At 66.2% G+C, this 16,084-nt stretch carries 15 protein-coding genes; 2 read left to right on the forward strand and 13 right to left on the reverse strand.

The window, feature by feature from the left end; translation table 11 throughout:
- Window positions 1-12: 12 nt before the first annotated feature.
- Together EBMC1_RS07095 and EBMC1_RS07100 are read left to right on the forward strand one after the other, a co-directional pair.
- The gene (locus EBMC1_RS07095; RefSeq protein WP_003042769.1) at window positions 13-771 is read left to right on the forward strand and encodes a class I SAM-dependent methyltransferase; all 759 of its coding nucleotides are present in this window, start codon (window positions 13-15) and stop codon (window positions 769-771) included.
- A 17-nt stretch (window positions 772-788) separates the two neighbouring features.
- Window positions 789-1,100, forward strand: a complete 312-nt coding sequence (locus EBMC1_RS07100; protein ID WP_003042772.1) for an alkylphosphonate utilization protein — start codon at window positions 789-791, stop codon at window positions 1,098-1,100.
- A gap of 124 nt (window positions 1,101-1,224) precedes the next feature.
- Here the strand turns inward: EBMC1_RS07100 and EBMC1_RS07105 are convergent, their stop codons facing one another.
- The 13 genes from EBMC1_RS07105 to pabB all read right to left on the reverse strand — a co-directional run bounded on the left by EBMC1_RS07105 (window position 1,225) and on the right by pabB (window position 16,057).
- Window positions 1,225-2,520, reverse strand: a complete 1,296-nt coding sequence (locus EBMC1_RS07105; protein WP_003042775.1) for an acyl-CoA dehydrogenase family protein — start codon at window positions 2,518-2,520, stop codon at window positions 1,225-1,227.
- Between the two features lie 20 nt (window positions 2,521-2,540).
- A complete protein-coding gene (locus tag EBMC1_RS07110; RefSeq protein WP_003042777.1) occupies window positions 2,541-3,872 on the reverse strand; it encodes a phosphotransferase in 1,332 nt (443 codons plus the stop codon).
- A 68-nt stretch (window positions 3,873-3,940) separates the two neighbouring features.
- Entirely contained in the window at window positions 3,941-4,720 is a 780-nt protein-coding gene (locus tag EBMC1_RS07115; protein ID WP_003042780.1) for an enoyl-CoA hydratase, read from the reverse strand.
- A complete protein-coding gene (locus EBMC1_RS07120) occupies window positions 4,720-5,715 on the reverse strand; it encodes a cupin-like domain-containing protein (protein ID WP_003042783.1) in 996 nt (331 codons plus the stop codon). The genes EBMC1_RS07115 and EBMC1_RS07120 overlap by 1 nt, the downstream gene beginning before the upstream one ends.
- A gap of 66 nt (window positions 5,716-5,781) precedes the next feature.
- Complete coding sequence (locus EBMC1_RS17785) at window positions 5,782-7,170, reverse strand: DUF389 domain-containing protein (protein ID WP_003042786.1); 1,389 nt, start codon at window positions 7,168-7,170, stop codon at window positions 5,782-5,784.
- A 12-nt stretch (window positions 7,171-7,182) separates the two neighbouring features.
- Window positions 7,183-8,112, reverse strand: a complete 930-nt coding sequence (locus EBMC1_RS07130; RefSeq protein WP_003042789.1) for an electron transfer flavoprotein subunit alpha/FixB family protein — start codon at window positions 8,110-8,112, stop codon at window positions 7,183-7,185.
- A complete protein-coding gene (locus tag EBMC1_RS07135) occupies window positions 8,109-8,858 on the reverse strand; it encodes an electron transfer flavoprotein subunit beta/FixA family protein (protein WP_003042796.1) in 750 nt (249 codons plus the stop codon). Before EBMC1_RS07135 ends, EBMC1_RS07130 begins: the two co-directional genes overlap by 4 nt.
- Before the next feature lie 110 nt (window positions 8,859-8,968).
- A complete protein-coding gene (gene sucC / locus EBMC1_RS07140) occupies window positions 8,969-10,177 on the reverse strand; it encodes an ADP-forming succinate--CoA ligase subunit beta (RefSeq protein WP_003042798.1) in 1,209 nt (402 codons plus the stop codon).
- A gap of 127 nt (window positions 10,178-10,304) precedes the next feature.
- Window positions 10,305-10,616, reverse strand: a complete 312-nt coding sequence (locus EBMC1_RS07145) for a hypothetical protein (protein ID WP_040589774.1) — start codon at window positions 10,614-10,616, stop codon at window positions 10,305-10,307.
- A 6-nt stretch (window positions 10,617-10,622) separates the two neighbouring features.
- Window positions 10,623-11,774 (reverse strand): class A beta-lactamase, encoded by a 1,152-nt coding sequence (gene bla, locus EBMC1_RS07150; protein ID WP_051066378.1) that lies wholly within the window; start codon window positions 11,772-11,774, stop codon window positions 10,623-10,625.
- 157 nt (window positions 11,775-11,931) lie between these two features.
- A complete protein-coding gene (msrA, locus tag EBMC1_RS07155; protein ID WP_003042807.1) occupies window positions 11,932-12,597 on the reverse strand; it encodes a peptide-methionine (S)-S-oxide reductase MsrA in 666 nt (221 codons plus the stop codon).
- Window positions 12,598-12,889: 292 nt separating this feature from the next.
- Complete coding sequence (locus tag EBMC1_RS07160; RefSeq protein WP_003042809.1) at window positions 12,890-14,101, reverse strand: pyridoxal phosphate-dependent aminotransferase; 1,212 nt, start codon at window positions 14,099-14,101, stop codon at window positions 12,890-12,892.
- A gap of 129 nt (window positions 14,102-14,230) precedes the next feature.
- A complete protein-coding gene (gene pabB, locus EBMC1_RS07165) occupies window positions 14,231-16,057 on the reverse strand; it encodes an aminodeoxychorismate synthase component I (RefSeq protein WP_003042811.1) in 1,827 nt (608 codons plus the stop codon).
- Between the last annotated feature and the right edge of the window lie 27 nt (window positions 16,058-16,084).

The raw sequence follows: 16,084 nt of genomic DNA on the forward strand, positions 1-16,084 counted from the left end.
GGAGTCGATGCCATGATCCGTCACTTTACCCTTGTCGCCACCGCCGCGGCTCTTGCCGCAGCCGCCATTCCGGCCATCGCCGCCGACGCGCCCGCCGCCGATTATGCGGCAGCGCTTGCCGATCCGGCGCGCCCGGCCGCCGACCGCGAGCGCGACGCCGCCCGCAAGCCCGCCGAATTGCTCGCCTTCGCCGGCATCAAGCCGGGCCAGAGCGTTGGCGATTATGTGATGGGCGGCGGCTATCTGACCCGCATCCTGTCGGGAGCCGTGGGCACCGCGGGACATGTCTACGCTTTTCAGCCCGCCGAGTTCATCGCCTTTCGCAAGCAATATGGCGACGACCAGACCGCGGTCGCCGCGGCCTATGCCAATGTCGATGCGGTTGGCGGCGCCTTCGCCGCTCCGGCTTTTCCGGTGCCGCTCGACGCGATCGTGACGGTGCAGAATTTTCACGATCTCTATTTGAAGCCCTTCCCCGAAGGAACCGGCGACAAGGCCAGCGCCGCACTCTTCGCCGCGCTCAAGCCCGGCGGCACGCTGGTGGTGGTCGATCACAGCGCGGCGGACGGCAGCGGCACGACGCTGTCCGACAGCCTGCACCGCATCGACAAGGCCGCGGTCGTCGGGGCGCTGACCAACGTCGGCTTTGTGCTCGAGGCCGAGAGCGACCTTTACAAACGCCCCGAAGACCCGCGCACCGCCAATGTCTTCGACCCCGCCATTCGCGGCAAGACAGACCAGTTCACGCTGCGCTTTCGCAAACCGGAATAGATGGATAGAGCGCCCCGATGAGCAGCAACGACGAAGACTATGTCTATGACGAGGCGAGCGGCGAATGGCTGCCCGCAAGCGAAGCGCGCGAGCGGGCGGCGGCGGCCAATGCGCTTCCGCAAGCGAAGGACGCGGTCGGCAATCTACTGAGCGACGGCGACTCGGTCGTCCTCATCAAGGATCTGCCGGTGAAGGGCGCGGGCCAGACGTTGAAGGTCGGCACCGTCATCAAGTCGATCCGGCTGACCGCCGATCCCGACGAGATCGACTGCCGCTACGAAGGGATCAGGGGCCTGGTGCTGCGAACGGAGTTCGTACGGAAGCGTTAGAGTCGTGCCTTTTTTGTCGCGTGTCCCCGCGAAGGCGGGGACCCATCTCCGGTCGGTTCCAGTTTGCACCTTTCGACGATGGACCCCCGCCTTCGCGGGGGAGCACCACCTTTATATATAGCCCTCAAATCTTCCCCAGCGTCTCGCGCCGCGGGCCGAGATAGCCGAACAGATAGGCCGCAACCTTGCGCATCTGAATCTCCTCGGCGCCTTCGGTGATCCGGTAGCGGCGGTGGTGGCGATAGATATGCTCGAAGGGCTTGTGGCGCGAATAACCGATGCCGCCATGCACCTGCATCGCGCGATCGGCTGCCTGACAGACGAGCCGGTTCGCCCAGTAATTGCACATGCTCACCTTGTCGGAGAGGGTGCGCTCAACCTCCTTGTGCGGCATATTGTCCATTTCCCACGCCGTCTTGCGGATGAGGAGGCGCAGCATTTCGGCCTGCGTCGCCAGCTCGACGAGCGGGAACTGGATCGCCTGGTTCTTCGCCAGCGCTTCGCCGAAGGGCTTGCGCTCGCGCGCATAGCGCACGCTTTCCTCGATGCAGTAAACCGCGGCGCCGAGCGACGAGGCCGCCTGACGGATGCGGTTCTGGTGGACGAAGCTTTGCGCGATCGACAGGCCCCCGTCGACCGGGCCGAGCCGCGCGCTGTCGGGCACCCAAACATCGGTGAAGCTGACGCGCGGGTGATCGGTGGGCATGTTGAAGGTCCACAGATATTCCTCGATCACGAGGCCCGGCGACGGGTTGGGGACGAGCAGGCAGGTGATCCCCTTGGCATCGCCGTCATTGCCGCTGGTGCGGCAGAAGGTCGCGCAATGGGTCGCGACATGCATCCCCGTCGTCCACATCTTCTCGCCGTTGATCAGCCAGCCTTCGACCCCGTCGCGGGTTTCGCGCACCGCGCGCGTTTCCATATGCGTCGCGTCGCTGCCGTGATCGGGCTCGGTGAGGCCAAAGGCGGTGCGGCGTTTGCCTTCGAAGCCGCCGAGGATGAACTCCTGCTTCTGCTCCTCGCTGGTGCCGAATTGTTCGAACATCTCGACGAAGGGAAAATTGCCGACGATGCTGTGTTCGTTCTGCAGATCATTGTGGAGGCCGAGGCCCTTGGCGGCAAAATGCTCGCGGATCACCGCCATCCACAGGTTCGATCCGTCCTTGCCGCCATATTTCTTCGGCGCCGAAAAGCGCCAGTGGCCCGCGGCATCGGCTTTGCGGGTCGCCTGCTTCAGCAACTGTTCCCACTCGTGGCGCGGCAGTCCCTGATTGTCCCAATCGGTGCGCGCATGTTCGCGGCGATGGTCGAAAAAGCGGATATTGTCGTCCGCATCCTCGAGCGGTTTGATCTCCGCCGCGATGAAGGCGTCGAGTTCGTCCAGATAGGCCTGCAAATCGGCCGGAACCGCAAAATCCATCGTCTCTCTCCCGTTTGTCTCTATCCGTTCCAGGCGGCCCGCGCCGCGGCGAGCGCGGCATATTTGGGACTGTCGACCGCGCATTTGTCGAGCGCCGCGCGGCGCAAGCGCGCGAGCAGGCCGGGGTCGGCAAGCGTCGCCCGCCCGGCCAGTATGTCCCCGGCCAGCGCCTTGTCCTCGGCACGGATGCCCGCGCCAAGATCGCGCATCACGATGCCGAGCGCGTTCATCGCGACCGCGACCTGAAATTTGCCATGCCCCTCGGCCTGCGGCTTGATCGCCTCCCCCAGCCAATCGCGCACCGCCTGCACCATTTCCTGCGTCGTCGGTTCGCCGACCGGCGCCGCGGCGGCGGCGGGCGAAGGCGGCAGCGGCGCCGCGCGCTCGGCCGCGGGCGCCCCATCTTCGAGCAGCCGGATGATGTCGAGTTCCTGTTCGGCAGTGCGCCGCCCCACGACCACGCGTTCGACCGTCGTATCGGCGCCGCTCCGCCACGCCTGCCCCATCTGCAGACAGCCGAGCGCCCACCACAGGGTGCGATAGACGAGCCAATATTTGAAGCGGTCGCGGTCCACCGGACGCCCGCCCGCGGCCTCATAGGCGGCAAAATAATCGTCGAGACTGCCGACCCCGAACGCCGGCTTGTCGAGCATGCCGAACCGCCACACCGTCATGCAGCCGAAGGCCAGATCCTCGTGCGCGTCGCCCAGATGCGCGAGTTCCCAGTCGAGCACGGCGGCAAGACCATCGGCATCGACCATGACATTGCCCATGCGATAGTCGCCATGGACGAGCACCGGGTCGGCGGGTTCGGGCAGATGATCCTCGCACCATCTGACCGCGAGCGCGATCGCCGGCCGATCACCGCCATAGGAAAGGAAGCGCGCCTTGAGCTCCGCGAGCGCTGCGGCGGTATCCATCACCGGAATTTCGGCCGGGATCGCGGCGCGCGGCAGCGCGTGGATCAACGCCAGTTCGCGCCCCAGATCGGCGACGAGCGACCGCGGCGGAGCCGCCAATATCTTCGCCGGACTGACTTCGGCGATGACGCGCCGCATAACATAGCCCGTGCCCATGCCGTCGGCATCGGACAGCACCCCGATAACCTCGGGCGCCTTGACCCCGCCAGCGTGCGCCGCCCGGACCAGCGCAGCCTCGACCGGATGACCATAAGGCCGCCCTTCCATATATTCGGCCGAGGGCGCACGGCGCAGCACATAGGCGCCGCCGCCCCATTCGAACGCCCAGCTTTCCATATTGGCGCCGCCGGAAAGGCGAGTCAGGTTCGACAGATCGCCGGCACCGGCAACGCGCGTCATGAAGGGAGGCAGCAAGGTCGACAGATCGGACATTACTTCCCCTTGCTAAGTATTTTCGGGCTCCGCAAGCCCGTAATCGTGACAGGTGGCGCGGCCGCGCGTCAGATGTTCGCACGCCCCCGCTGCATCACCGCCATCCGCCGCGCCTCGACCTCCTCGGCGCGAACGGCGCGGTTCGCCGCCGACGACCGCGCCTGTTCGAGCGCCATCGCGTCACCGAAGGGCAGCGCATAGCCGTCGTCGATCAGCCGCTTGTAGCGTCGTACCATCGCCGGATCGGCGCTGGCGATATCGCGCGCGAGCGCCTGCGCCGCGGGCACCAGCTCTTCCGGGGCAACGACGCGATTGACGAGGCCCCAGTCGCGCGCCGCTTCGGCGCCCAGGAAATTACCCGTCAGCGACAATTCCTTGGCGCGGCCGATACCGATCAGCCGCGACAATTTCTGCGACAGGCCCCAGCCGGGCATGACCCCGACGCGCGCATGTGTGTCGGCGAAGCGCGCTGCCGTCGATGCGATCAATATGTCGCAGGCGAGCGCAAGCTCGAACCCGCCGGTGATCGCGACGCCGTTGATCGCGCCGATCACCGGCTGCGGGCACAGCTCGATCGCCTTGACCGGATTCTCGTCGGCGTCGGTGGCATTGGCGGCGCCCAGATTGCTGGTGTCGGCCCCCAGTTCCTTGAGATCGAGCCCGGCGGTGAAGGCCCGCTCGCCCGCCCCCGTCAGCACGATCGCGCGCACGCTGTCGTCGGCGGCGAGCCCCCGCATCACCGCCGCAAGCTCGGCGCGCAGCGCTCGCGAGAGCGCATTCATCGCCTCGGGGCGGTTCAGGGTGACCGTTGCGACGGCATCATAATGGGCGACGAGGACAAGGGACATCAGGCGATTTCTCCGAAAGATCGATAATCATCGACATGCGCGTTGGCACGGCGGAAGTTGGTGAAGCTCATGCTCGCCGACAGGTCGAGCGCCTCGACCTGATGCCACCAACCGACGGGCAGGAAGATCGCCTCGCCCGGCGCGATTACGCATTCGAGAACCGGCGGCGTTTCGGCGGTGCCATCGCCCGCCGGCAGCGCTTCGTTGCCCCAGTCGGAAAAGCAATGGCGGCTGTTGCGCATCTGCGCAAAGGCCCAGGGCGGCGCCATGCGGACCCGCTTGCGGCCCATGACCTGTACGAGCAGATTGTTCGTCAGATCGTGGTGCCAGGGCGTCAGCGTCCCTTTGGGACCGAGCCAGAAAAAGCCGTCGCGGCCGTCGCGCGGTTCCAAGAGGTCGATCGGCGCCAGGTCGTCCCACAGGACCGCGAGCGCCGCCGCGTTGGTACCGCTGTTATAGGCCGTCAGATAGATGTCGTTGCTGACCTCGTCCCCCCGCAACCAGTCGATCAGCTCGCCGAACCGCAGCATCCGCCGGTGAGCGTCCTTGGCGAGTTCATAATCGGGGTCGCCGTCGCGTCCCACCTGCGCCTCGACCGCCGCGCCGCCCGCGACCGCCGCAAAATGATCGAGCGACCAGCGCGACAGGGCGGGCCAATGATCGACGAGGCCGGCCAGCTTCACCGGACGGTTCGCATCATAATAGCCGCGATAAAAGTCTGCGGTCGCGATGCGATCGACAGTATCGAGCGCGAAGCCGCCTTCGCTATCGCGCGCAAGCCGCGCCTGATTGGCGAACAACCATTGCTGCTTGGCACCGCGCGACGCCTGCCGCCGCAAGGCGAGCGCCATCGGGTCCTTTGCGAGCCGCTCGACCTCATATTTCGCCGAAGCCGCCGACACGCCCGCGGCGATCAGCCGGGCACGCAGCGCCGTATCATCGTCGCCTGCGGCCAGCCCGTCGGCGAGGATAAGGCGCTTGTCGGCTTGGGGCATCGAACGACTCCAAAGGGGCAGCGCCCACCCTATGATCGCGAATGCGTCGGTATCAAGACGCCCGGCTCAGCGGCGCTCCGTCGCGGGCTTTTCCCCGGCCGCGCCGTCCGCCGTCTCCTTCGGCGGTTCGGCGGGGGTGAAGCTGCCGTTTTCGATCAGCCATTGTGGGTAGCGGCCCTGGATGTCGGCCATGATGCGGTCGATCGCCGCAGCGACCTGTTCGCCTTCGCCCTCGCGGTCGCGCTGGACGACGACGCGGCGCGCCTGCGCATCGACCAGCACCCGCGCGCGCGGAATCAATTCGCCGATGGTCAGCCCGGCGATGATCCCCATGCTGTCGGCGTCACGCTGTTCGAGCGTGGCGAGCCGCTGGTTCAGCCGCTCCTCGAACTGCACTGCGGCGTTGGTCTGCTGCTTGAGCTGGACGAGGTTGACGCTGACGTCGCGGTCGAGATCGCCGCGCACCTTGGTGGCGAGCTGATCGTTGAGCTGCGCCGAATATTGGTCGACGAGGACAACGCCGTCGACCGCCACCTCCTCGCCCTCGGTGCGCACATTCAGGCTGTCGATGCGATCGCCGTCACCGAGGAGCCGGTTGAGCTCGGACTGCACCGCCGAGCGTGCGCGGATCTCGCGCGCGATATTGTTGAGCGACAGCGCCAGCGGGATCGACAGCACGCCCAGCGTGACGATGATTCCGGTTATCTGCATCGCCGTATGCTGCGGGGTCAGCGACGGGCCGAATTTGTTGACCCGTGCGACGATCGTCGCGGCAAAGGCGATGGCTAGCGTGTTGGTCAGGAAGAGCAGCGCCGAACCGAGCGCGAAGTCGGGGCGGCCGGTGGCAAGACCGAAGCCGATCGTCGAGAGCGGCGGAACCAGCGCCGTCGCGATCGCGACGCCGACCATGACGCCCGACAGCTTGCGCAGGATCGCATAGACGCCGGCGATGCCGCCGACGACGGCGACACCGAGATCGAGCAGCGTCGGCTGCGTCCGCGCGCGCAGTTCGGGGGTGACGTCCTTGATCGGCGACAGCCAGATGATCAGCATCGCGACGAGCACCGCGACCGCCATCCCCGCCGCCATCGTGACGAGCGAACGCTTGATGAGATTGGATTCGAGCGTCGCGAGGCCAAAGCCGACGCCCATGATCGGGCCGAGCAGCGGCGATACCAGCATCGCGCCGATCACCACCGCCGCAGACCCTTGAAGCAGGCCGAGCGTGGCGATCGCCGCCGACAGCGTGATCAGCAACAGGAATTTCTGGTTGAGCCGTGCGTCGCGCGCGACGCTGGCCAGAATCAGCGCGCGACCGTGGACGGCTTCCTCGTCGTCGGCCGCGCGGTCATCATCGTCGATTTCGCGCCCCGGCCCCGGCCGCGCGGACCGGCGACCGCCGGCGTTGAACGGCGCGTCGCCCAGTCCGGGCACTCCGGGATGATTGCCGGCCATATGGTCGGGCGGTTAGATCTTGCCGGTCAGTTCGGGCACCGCGCTGAACAGATCAGCGACGAGGCCGAGATCGGCGACCTGGAAGATCGGAGCGTCTTCGTCCTTGTTGATGGCGACGATCGTCTTCGAATCCTTCATCCCCGCAAGGTGCTGGATCGCACCCGAGATGCCGATCGCGAAATAAACCTCCGGCGCGACGATCTTGCCGGTCTGGCCGACCTGATAGTCGTTGGGGACGTAGCCTGCATCGACCGCAGCACGCGAAGCGCCGAGCGCGGCGCCGAGCTTGTCGGCGAGCGGCACGATGACTTCCTGATATTTCTCGCTCGAACCCAGCGCACGCCCGCCCGACACGATGATCTTGGCCGAGGTGAGCTCGGGACGATCCTGCTTGGCGATTTCGGCGCCGACGAAGCTCGAAATGCCGGCGTCGCCGCCAGCCGAGACGGCTTCGATCGCACCCGAACCGCCGGTCGCCGCCGCCTTTTCGAAGGCGGTACCGCGAACGGTGAGCACAAGCTTCGCATCCGACGATTCGACGGTCGCAATCGCGTTGCCGGCATAGATCGGACGCGTAAAGGTCTTCGGACCCTCGACCGACAGGATTTCCGAAATCTGCATCACGTCGAGCAGCGCGGCGACGCGCGGCGCGATATTCTTGCCGGTCGTCGTCGCGGGCACGACGAACGCGTCATGGCTGCCCATCAGATCGGCGACGAGCGGCGCGATATTTTCGGGCAGGTTGTGACCGAAGGCGGCGTTGTCGGCGACATGCACCTTGCCCACGCCCGCGATTTCCGACGCAGCCTTGGCAACGCCATCGACGCCTTCACCGGCGACGAGCAGATGGACTTCACCAAGCTTCGACGCGGCGGTCACCGCAGCGAGCGTGGCATCCTTGACGGCGCTGCCGTCATGTTCGACCCAAACGAGCGTTTTCATGAGTGCACTCCCATCGCCTTCAGCTTGGCAACCAGTTCATCGACATCGGCGACCTTGACGCCGGCCGAGCGGACGGGCGGTTCCGAAACCTTGACCGTCTTGACGCGCGGCGCCGTGTCGACGCCGTAATCGGCGGGCGCCTTGGTATCGAGCGGCTTCGACTTCGCCTTCATGATGTTCGGCAGCGACGCGTAGCGCGGCTCGTTCAGACGCAGGTCGGTGGTGACGATCGCGGGAAGCTTCAGTTTCACCGTTTCGAGACCGCCGTCGACTTCGCGCGTCACGCTGACATGATCGCCTTCGACGTTCACGGCGCTGGCGAAGGTGCCCTGCGCCCAGCCGGTGAGCGCGGCGAGCATCTGGCCGGTCTGGTTGTTGTCGCCGTCGATCGCCTGCTTGCCGAGGATCACGAGACCCGGCGTTTCGGCATCGGCAATCGCCTTCAATATCTTCGCGATCGCGAGCGGTTCGGCTTCATCGTCGGTCTGCACCAGGATCGCGCGGTCGGCGCCCATCGCAAGCGCGGTACGCAGCGTTTCCTGCGCCTTGGCCGGGCCGACGCTGACGGCGACGATCTCGGTCGCGACGCCCTTTTCCTTGAGGCGGATCGCCTCTTCGACGGCGATTTCGTCGAAGGGGTTCATCGACATCTTGACGTTGGCAAGGTCAACGCCCGTGCCGTCCGCCTTCACCCGCGGCTTCACGTTGTAATCGAGCACCCGCTTCACGGGGACGAGGATTTTCATGGCTTTTCAGCTCCTCTCGAAGAATTGTGCAGTGCGCCATAATTGGCGTTTACGTAAACGTCAACCTGTGGGCGACCCCTTCCGCCGCAAGAGCGGAAAGGGAAAACCAGTCAGGCCGCCTTGGCAACCTCGGCGACGATCTTCTTCGCCGCGTCGCCCAGATCGTTCGCGGGAACGATCGCGAGACCCGAGTTTGCCAGGATTTCCTTGCCCTTTTCGACGTTGGTGCCTTCCAGGCGGACGACCAGCGGCACCGACAGATTCACTTCCTTCGCCGCGGCGACGATGCCTTCGGCGATGATGTCGCACTTCATGATGCCGCCGAAGATGTTGACGAGAATGCCCTGAACGGCGGGATCCTTGAGGATGATCTTGAACGCCGCGGTGACCTTTTCCTTGTTCGCGCCGCCGCCGACGTCGAGGAAGTTCGCCGGGAAAGCCCCGTTGAGCTTGATGATATCCATCGTCGCCATCGCCAGGCCGGCGCCGTTGACCATGCAGCCGATATTGCCGTCGAGCTTGATGTAGGCAAGGTCATATTCGCTCGCCTCGACCTCGGCCGGATCTTCTTCGGTCAGGTCGCGCAGCTCGGCGAGATCCTTGTGACGGAACATCGCGTTCGAATCGAAGCCGACCTTTGCGTCGAGGACATAGAGCTTGTCGCCTTCGTCGGTCGGGCAGATGGCGAGCGGGTTGATTTCGATCTGCGAGGCGTCGGTGCCGAGGAATGCGGCATAGAGGCCCTCGAGGATCTTCGCCGCCTGCTTGGCGAGGTCGCCCGACAGGTCGAGCGCCTTGGCCACCGCGCGGCCGTGGTGCGGCATCAGGCCGGTGGCGGGATCGATGGTGATGGTGTGGATCTTTTCGGGGGCCGAGTGCGCGACTTCCTCGATGTCCATCCCGCCTTCGGTCGACGCGACGACCGCGATGCGGCTGGTGGCGCGATCGACGAGCAGCGCGAGGTAGAATTCCTTGCCGATGTCGACGCCGTCGGTGATGTACAGGCGGTTGACCTGCTTGCCGGCCTCGCCGGTCTGGATCGTCACCAGCGTGTTGCCCAGCATGTCCTTGGCGTGCGCTTCGACTTCCTCGATGCTCTTCGCCAGGCGAACGCCGCCCTTGGCGTCGGGGCCGAGTTCCTTGAACTTGCCCTTGCCGCGGCCGCCCGCGTGGATCTGTGCCTTGACGACGTAAAGCGGTCCGGGGAGCTGCTTTGCCGCCGCGACGGCTTCCTCGACACTCATCGCGGGAATGCCCTTGGGCACCGCGACGCCAAATTTCGCGAGCAGTTCCTTGGCCTGATATTCGTGGATGTTCATGAGCTCTGCCGGGCCTTTCGACTCTGTAAGCGGGGAGATATGCGGCGCCGCATAAGCACAAGTTGCGCGGCAAGGCTACCCCTGCCGCGCCCAGAAAATCTTGACACGCGCCAAAGCGGCGGTTGGATCAGCGCAGCGCACACACCGCGGCGGAGCTGGTCGTCACCGCCAATATCTCCGGATCCTTTAGCGCGCGGACCTTGCGGAAGAACTGGTCGAGCGTCAGGTCGGTGATTTCGCGGTCTTTCAGGCTGCCCAGCGCCGACAGGCGGCGAAGCTGGACGAGCGACAGCCGGTCGACCATGCGCCCCGCCATGCACGTCGACATCGCCTTCGACAGACCCGCATTCTGAAGCCCGTTGCGCAGCCGCGTCTCGGGCGTTGCGCAGGCGGACAGGACCAGCGGCAGCGCCAGCAGCGGAACCATCACCCTTTTCATCGAAGCCTACTTTCCGTGAAATTCGGCCACCGCGCCGGAAACCGCCTGCATCAGCGCCATGCGCGCGGGGATCGACGCCGATGTATCGCCCAGCATCACGACGATGGCATAGCGCGTACCGTCGGGTGCGGTGGCGATGCCGATGTCGTTATAGCCTGCCGTCTCGCCCTTGTAATCCTGGCCGGTGCCGGTCTTGTGCATGAAGTCCCAGCCCGAGGGGAGCCCGGCCTTCAGCCGCTTCGGCCCGCTGTGCGTCCGGCTCATCACGCCCATCAGATATTGCGTCGATTCGGGCGACAGCAGCGCCCCGCGCGCCAGCCGGGTCAATGCGCTCGCGATCGCCGCCGGCGCGGCGCCGTCCATCGGATTGGCAAGATAGGCCTCGCGCGCGGCCTTGCGCGTCGAATCGGGCAGCGCCGCGCGCGCCTGCTGGAAGGCGTTGCCCCGCGAATAGCTCTGCTGCCACGACAGGCCCGCGGTCGCGCTCTGCAACAGGCGTTCGCCGGGACCGAAACGGATCGATCCCAGACCCTTCTTCGCGATGAAGCGCCGGACCGCCTCGGGACCGCCCACCGTGCGCAGCAGGCTGTCGTTGGCGGTGTTGTCGCTGTGCGTGATCGCGGTTTCGATAAGGTCGCGCACGCTCATCGTCACCTTGCCTTCGGACCGCACGCGCGCCGCGAGCGGCTGATGGAACAGGGTGAGGTCGTTGGGACCAATGTCCACCTGGCGGTCGAGGCTGAGCTTGCCCTGATCGACCGCATCGAGCACGGTCATCGCCACCCACAGTTTCGACACGCTCTGCTGCGGGAACAATTCGCCGCCGCGTTCCGAAAACGACCATTCGCCGTCGATACGCTGGACGGCGATGCCGGTCTTGCCCGGAAAAGTTCGCCAAAGCTGGGAAATCCGGTCGCTGAGACCACTCGGCGGGCGCCGGAAGCCCGGATCGACGACGTCCTTTGGGGGCGCATTCACCGCGCGCGCCGGGGTTGCGGTGCTGACCGGCGGCCCGATGGGAACGCTGACCGCACCGCGCGGCGCCGTTTGCGCCTGCCGCGGCGTCGGCACCAGTGCCGCGCCGCTGACACAGCCCGCCAGCGCCATACCGCCAATCGCCATACCGAGCAGCCGCCTGCCCGAAAATCCCAACGCCATCATAACCCCGCAACCCGCGACCAGTTTATCGCCCGACCTTTTTGGTCGGCACCATGCGTCCCGCACTCCGCCTGCGCGGACCAGCGATTTGCGGTGAATGATTCCTATCGCGCGATAAGTGGCGGAACACTGAACGGCTCGCCGCGTGCGGCGCCGTTCAGGGCGCCGGGGTCGCCCGCACCCATTCGGGATAGAGGCGTTTCAGCGCCGCCAGCTTGGGCGCGTCCCAGCGGCGGATATAGCCATTGTCGGGATGCAGGCGCATGAAATCCTGATGATAGGCTTCGGCGCGGTAAAAGCCTTTGTAGCTTTCGACCGGGACCACGATCGGCGCCTTGAAATAACGGCCCTTGCCGATCTGTGCCAGATACGCGGTCGCGACCTGTCGCTGCGCGGCATCCATCGGCACGATCGCGGCGCGATATTGGGTGCCGCTGTCGGGACCCTGCCGGTTTTTCAGCGTCGGGTCGGCGACCACGGAAAACAGGATGCGCAACAAGGTGCCATAGCTGACCATCGACGGATCATAGACGATGCGAACCGACTCGGCGTGTCCGGTCGTGCCGGACGAGGTCTGGTCATATTCGGCGGTGGCCTTGCTGCCGCCATGATAGCCCGATTCGACCGACACGACGCCCTTCACATTGGAAAAGACGCCTTCGACGCCCCAGAAGCATCCGCCCGCGAGCACGGCAACCGCACGCTTCGTCTTCACTGCGGGATCGACGGCCGCCGCGGGGAGCTTGACGACGCTTTCCGCCTGCGCGGGCGCGCATTGCGCCAGCACCGCGGCAGCGATCAGCGCGGCGAAGGGGCGCCGCATCACGGTCAGATCGGCATGGCGACCGCCGGCTGATTCAGCACGACGATCAAGGCACCAATGGCGAAGCCGGCGAGCATGGTCGGAAACCAGTCGGAGCGGAACATCGAAAACATAAAAGCCTCTTTTTGTCATATTGTCGTTTTCGCGGGGGAGGCCCCCTCGGTTACAGCGACGATATGGCGCGCCCCGTGCCGCCGTGCAGTGACCGCCATCACCCATAGCGATAATGGCTTACTATCCGGTGAACCGGATGAAGGGGCATCGTTCAGACGGCGCCGGTCCGGCGCCGCGGTCAGCGCAGCGCGGCGCAAGCCTGCTGGATGCGGATGCACGCTTCCTTGAGCACCGCCTCCGACGTCGCATAGGAAACGCGGAAGGCTGGCGACAGACCGAAGGCCGCGCCATGCACCGCCGCGACGCGCGCGGTATCGAGGAAATAGTCGATCAACGCTTCGTCGCTGTCGATCGGCTTGCCGTCGGGGGTCGTCTTGCCCATGCAGCCGCTCGCGTCGGGATAGACATAGAAGGCCCCGTCGGGAACCGGGCAGTTCAGCCCCGGCGCGTCGTTGAGCATCGCGACGACCATGTCGCGGCGCTTGCGGAACGCGGCGTTGCGCTCCTCGAGAAACTGCTGCGGACCGCCGAGCGCGGCCACCGCCGCGGCCTGCGCCACCGAACAGGGGTTCGACGTCGACTGCGATTGCAGCTTGCCCATCGCCTTGATCAGCCAGGCGGGGCCGCCGGCATAGCCGATGCGCCAGCCGGTCATCGCATAGGCCTTGGAACAGCCGTTGACGGTCAGGATACGGTCGATCAGGTCGGGGCAGCGCTGCGCCAGCGTCGAGAAGGCGAAATCGGCGTACCAGACATGTTCGTACATATCGTCGGTCATCACCATCACATGCGGATGGCGGCGGATGACCTCGCCCAGCGCGTCGAGTTCCTCGGGCGAATAGGCGGCGCCCGACGGGTTCGACGGCGAATTGAAGATGATCCAGCGCGTCTTCGCGGTGATCGCGGCGTCGAGCTGTTCGGGCGTGATCTTGTAATGCTGCGCCGCCGACGCCTCGATCGTCACCGGCGTGCCGCCGGCAAAGGCGACGATGTCGGGATAGCTAACCCAATAGGGTGCCGGGATGATCACCTCGTCACCGGGGTCGACAGTCGCGACGAGCGCGTTGAACAGCGTATGCTTGCCGCCGACATTGACCGTGATCTGGTCGAGCCCGAAGTCGAGCCCGTTGTCGCGGCGGAACTTGCCGCGGATCGCTTCCTTGAGCGCGACCGTGCCGTCGACCAGCGTATATTTGGTCTGGCCGCCGCGGATCGCCTCGATCGCCGCTTCCTTGACGAAATCGGGCGTGTCGAAATCGGGCTCGCCCGCCGACAGGCCGATCACGTCGACGCCGTCCGCTTTCAGCTTGGTGACGCGCGCGGTCATCGCGAGCGTGGCCGACGGCTGGATGCGGTTGAGGGCGGCGGAGGTGTGCGGCTTCAGCGACATGACGATACTTTCCGTGGCTTGCGCGGACAGGCTGCAAAATGACAGGAAATTGCGCGGGGCCGCGCCTAAAGCCTCCGCCCGCAATAGGCAAGTCGGCGGCGCCATAAATTAGCTATGCAAGCCGAAAGTTCAGCCTGCGGGCTGCGCCAGCCGCGCCGGGATCAGCCCGCGCAGCGAATTGCCGATGAAGAAGCCGTCCGCCAGATCGGCGAGGCGCAGATGCGACTCGACCGCCCGCCCCTTTTCGACCAGTTCGGCGCGCAGCACGCCGGGCAACAGGCCGAGCGACAGCGGCGGCGTGAGCAACAGGCCGTCGCGTTCGACGAAGATGTTGCTCCAGCTTCCTTCGGTTACGAACCCCGGCTCGTCGACGAACACGACTTCGGCGGTGCCGTGCGCCGCGCGCACTTCGTCATAGGCGCCGCGAAGGCTGGTCTTGTGGGTCAGACGGAAATCGCCGGGAGCGAGCGGCGCAGGCGCGACGGCGACCGGCACCGGGAGCTCGGCAAGCCGCGGCAATGGCGACACCTCGACCGCAAGCGCGCCCGAAGGCGCGAGCCGCATCCGCACGCGCGCGGCGCTGCGCAGGCGAAAGGTCGCCGACTGCAGATTGTTGCGCGCGCCGTGGCGGTCGAAACGAAAGCCCAGAGCCTCGGCGCTCGCCTTCATGCGCGCCAGATGCCCCTCGAGCCGCTGGACGCCGTCCACGGGATCGAAGTGCATCGTCTCGATCAGATCGAAGCTTTGCCCGGCAGCGACCACAAATTCCCCCTTGGCCAGACATTCGCGCCATTCTTCAGCCGGTTCGCTGTCGGCGACGATTCCGGAACCCAGTCCCAGCGTGGCGCAATGCGCCCCGTCGCGCAAGTCGCGCTGCGACGGAAAGACGAGCGTGCGGATCGCGACATTGAACGCCGCCTCGCCATCGGGCGCGATGAAGCCGATCGAACCGGTGTAAAGTCCGCGCGCTTCGTCCTCCAGTTCGTCGATGATCTCCATCGCCCGCACCTTGGGTGCGCCGGTGATCGACCCGCAGGGAAAGGCGGCGCGCAGCACGTCCGCGGCCCCCTTGTCCGCGGGCAGGCGCGCGGTGACGTCAGAGACGAGCTGATGAATCGTGGGATAGGTTTCGACGCGAAACAGTTCGGGCACCGCGACCGATCCGGCCTCGGCAACGCGCGACAGATCGTTGCGGAGCAGGTCGACGATCATCAGATTTTCGGCACGCTGCTTGGGATCCTGCGCGAGCGCCCGCGCCCCGCGCGCGTCGCTTTCGGGATCGGCGCGACGCGCGGCCGTCCCCTTCATCGGCCGCGCCATCACCGCGCCGCCGCGCAGCGCGAAAAAAAGCTCGGGCGACAGCGACGCGATCGCCTGCTCGCCGGTCCAGATAAAACCGCCATATCCCGCCCGCGCCGTCTGCCGCAGCCGCGCATAGACGGCGAGCGGATCGCCCGCGAAGGGCACGTCGGCGCGAAAGGTCAGATTGGCCTGATAAATGTCGCCGGCGCGAATATAATCGAGAACCCGCGCGACAGCGGCCTCATAGTCCGCACGCGCCACGCGCGGCTGTGGAGCGCCGATCCAAGCGGCATCGGGATCGGGAAGAAGCGACGCAACTGCGTCGGCATCGATCCGCTCGACAAGCTCGAACAGGCCGAACCAGCCGAGCGGCGCATCGAAGTCCATCGGCAAGGCAGAGCGGTGCCGCGAGGCGGGCGCCAGCGCCTTGCCTCCATCATAAGCGAGGTAGCCGGCGACATGCAGCCCGCCCGCGCGCGCCGCCGCCAGACCATCAAGCAGAGCCGCCACGTCCCGCACCTCACGCGCGCAGAGGATTTCTATCGGATCGCGGAACAGCCGCGCGCACGCTGCATTCTCTGCCCGCGCGTCGTCGAGCAGTACAAAGGGCGAAGCGCCAGCCGTCGGCCGGCTCAATCGCGCGGTCGTGGTCATGGCACGGCAGTCAAAGGCGCCAGGTGG

Source organism: Sphingopyxis sp. MC1, from assembly GCF_000371385.1.
Classification (GTDB): domain Bacteria; phylum Pseudomonadota; class Alphaproteobacteria; order Sphingomonadales; family Sphingomonadaceae; genus Sphingopyxis; species Sphingopyxis terrae.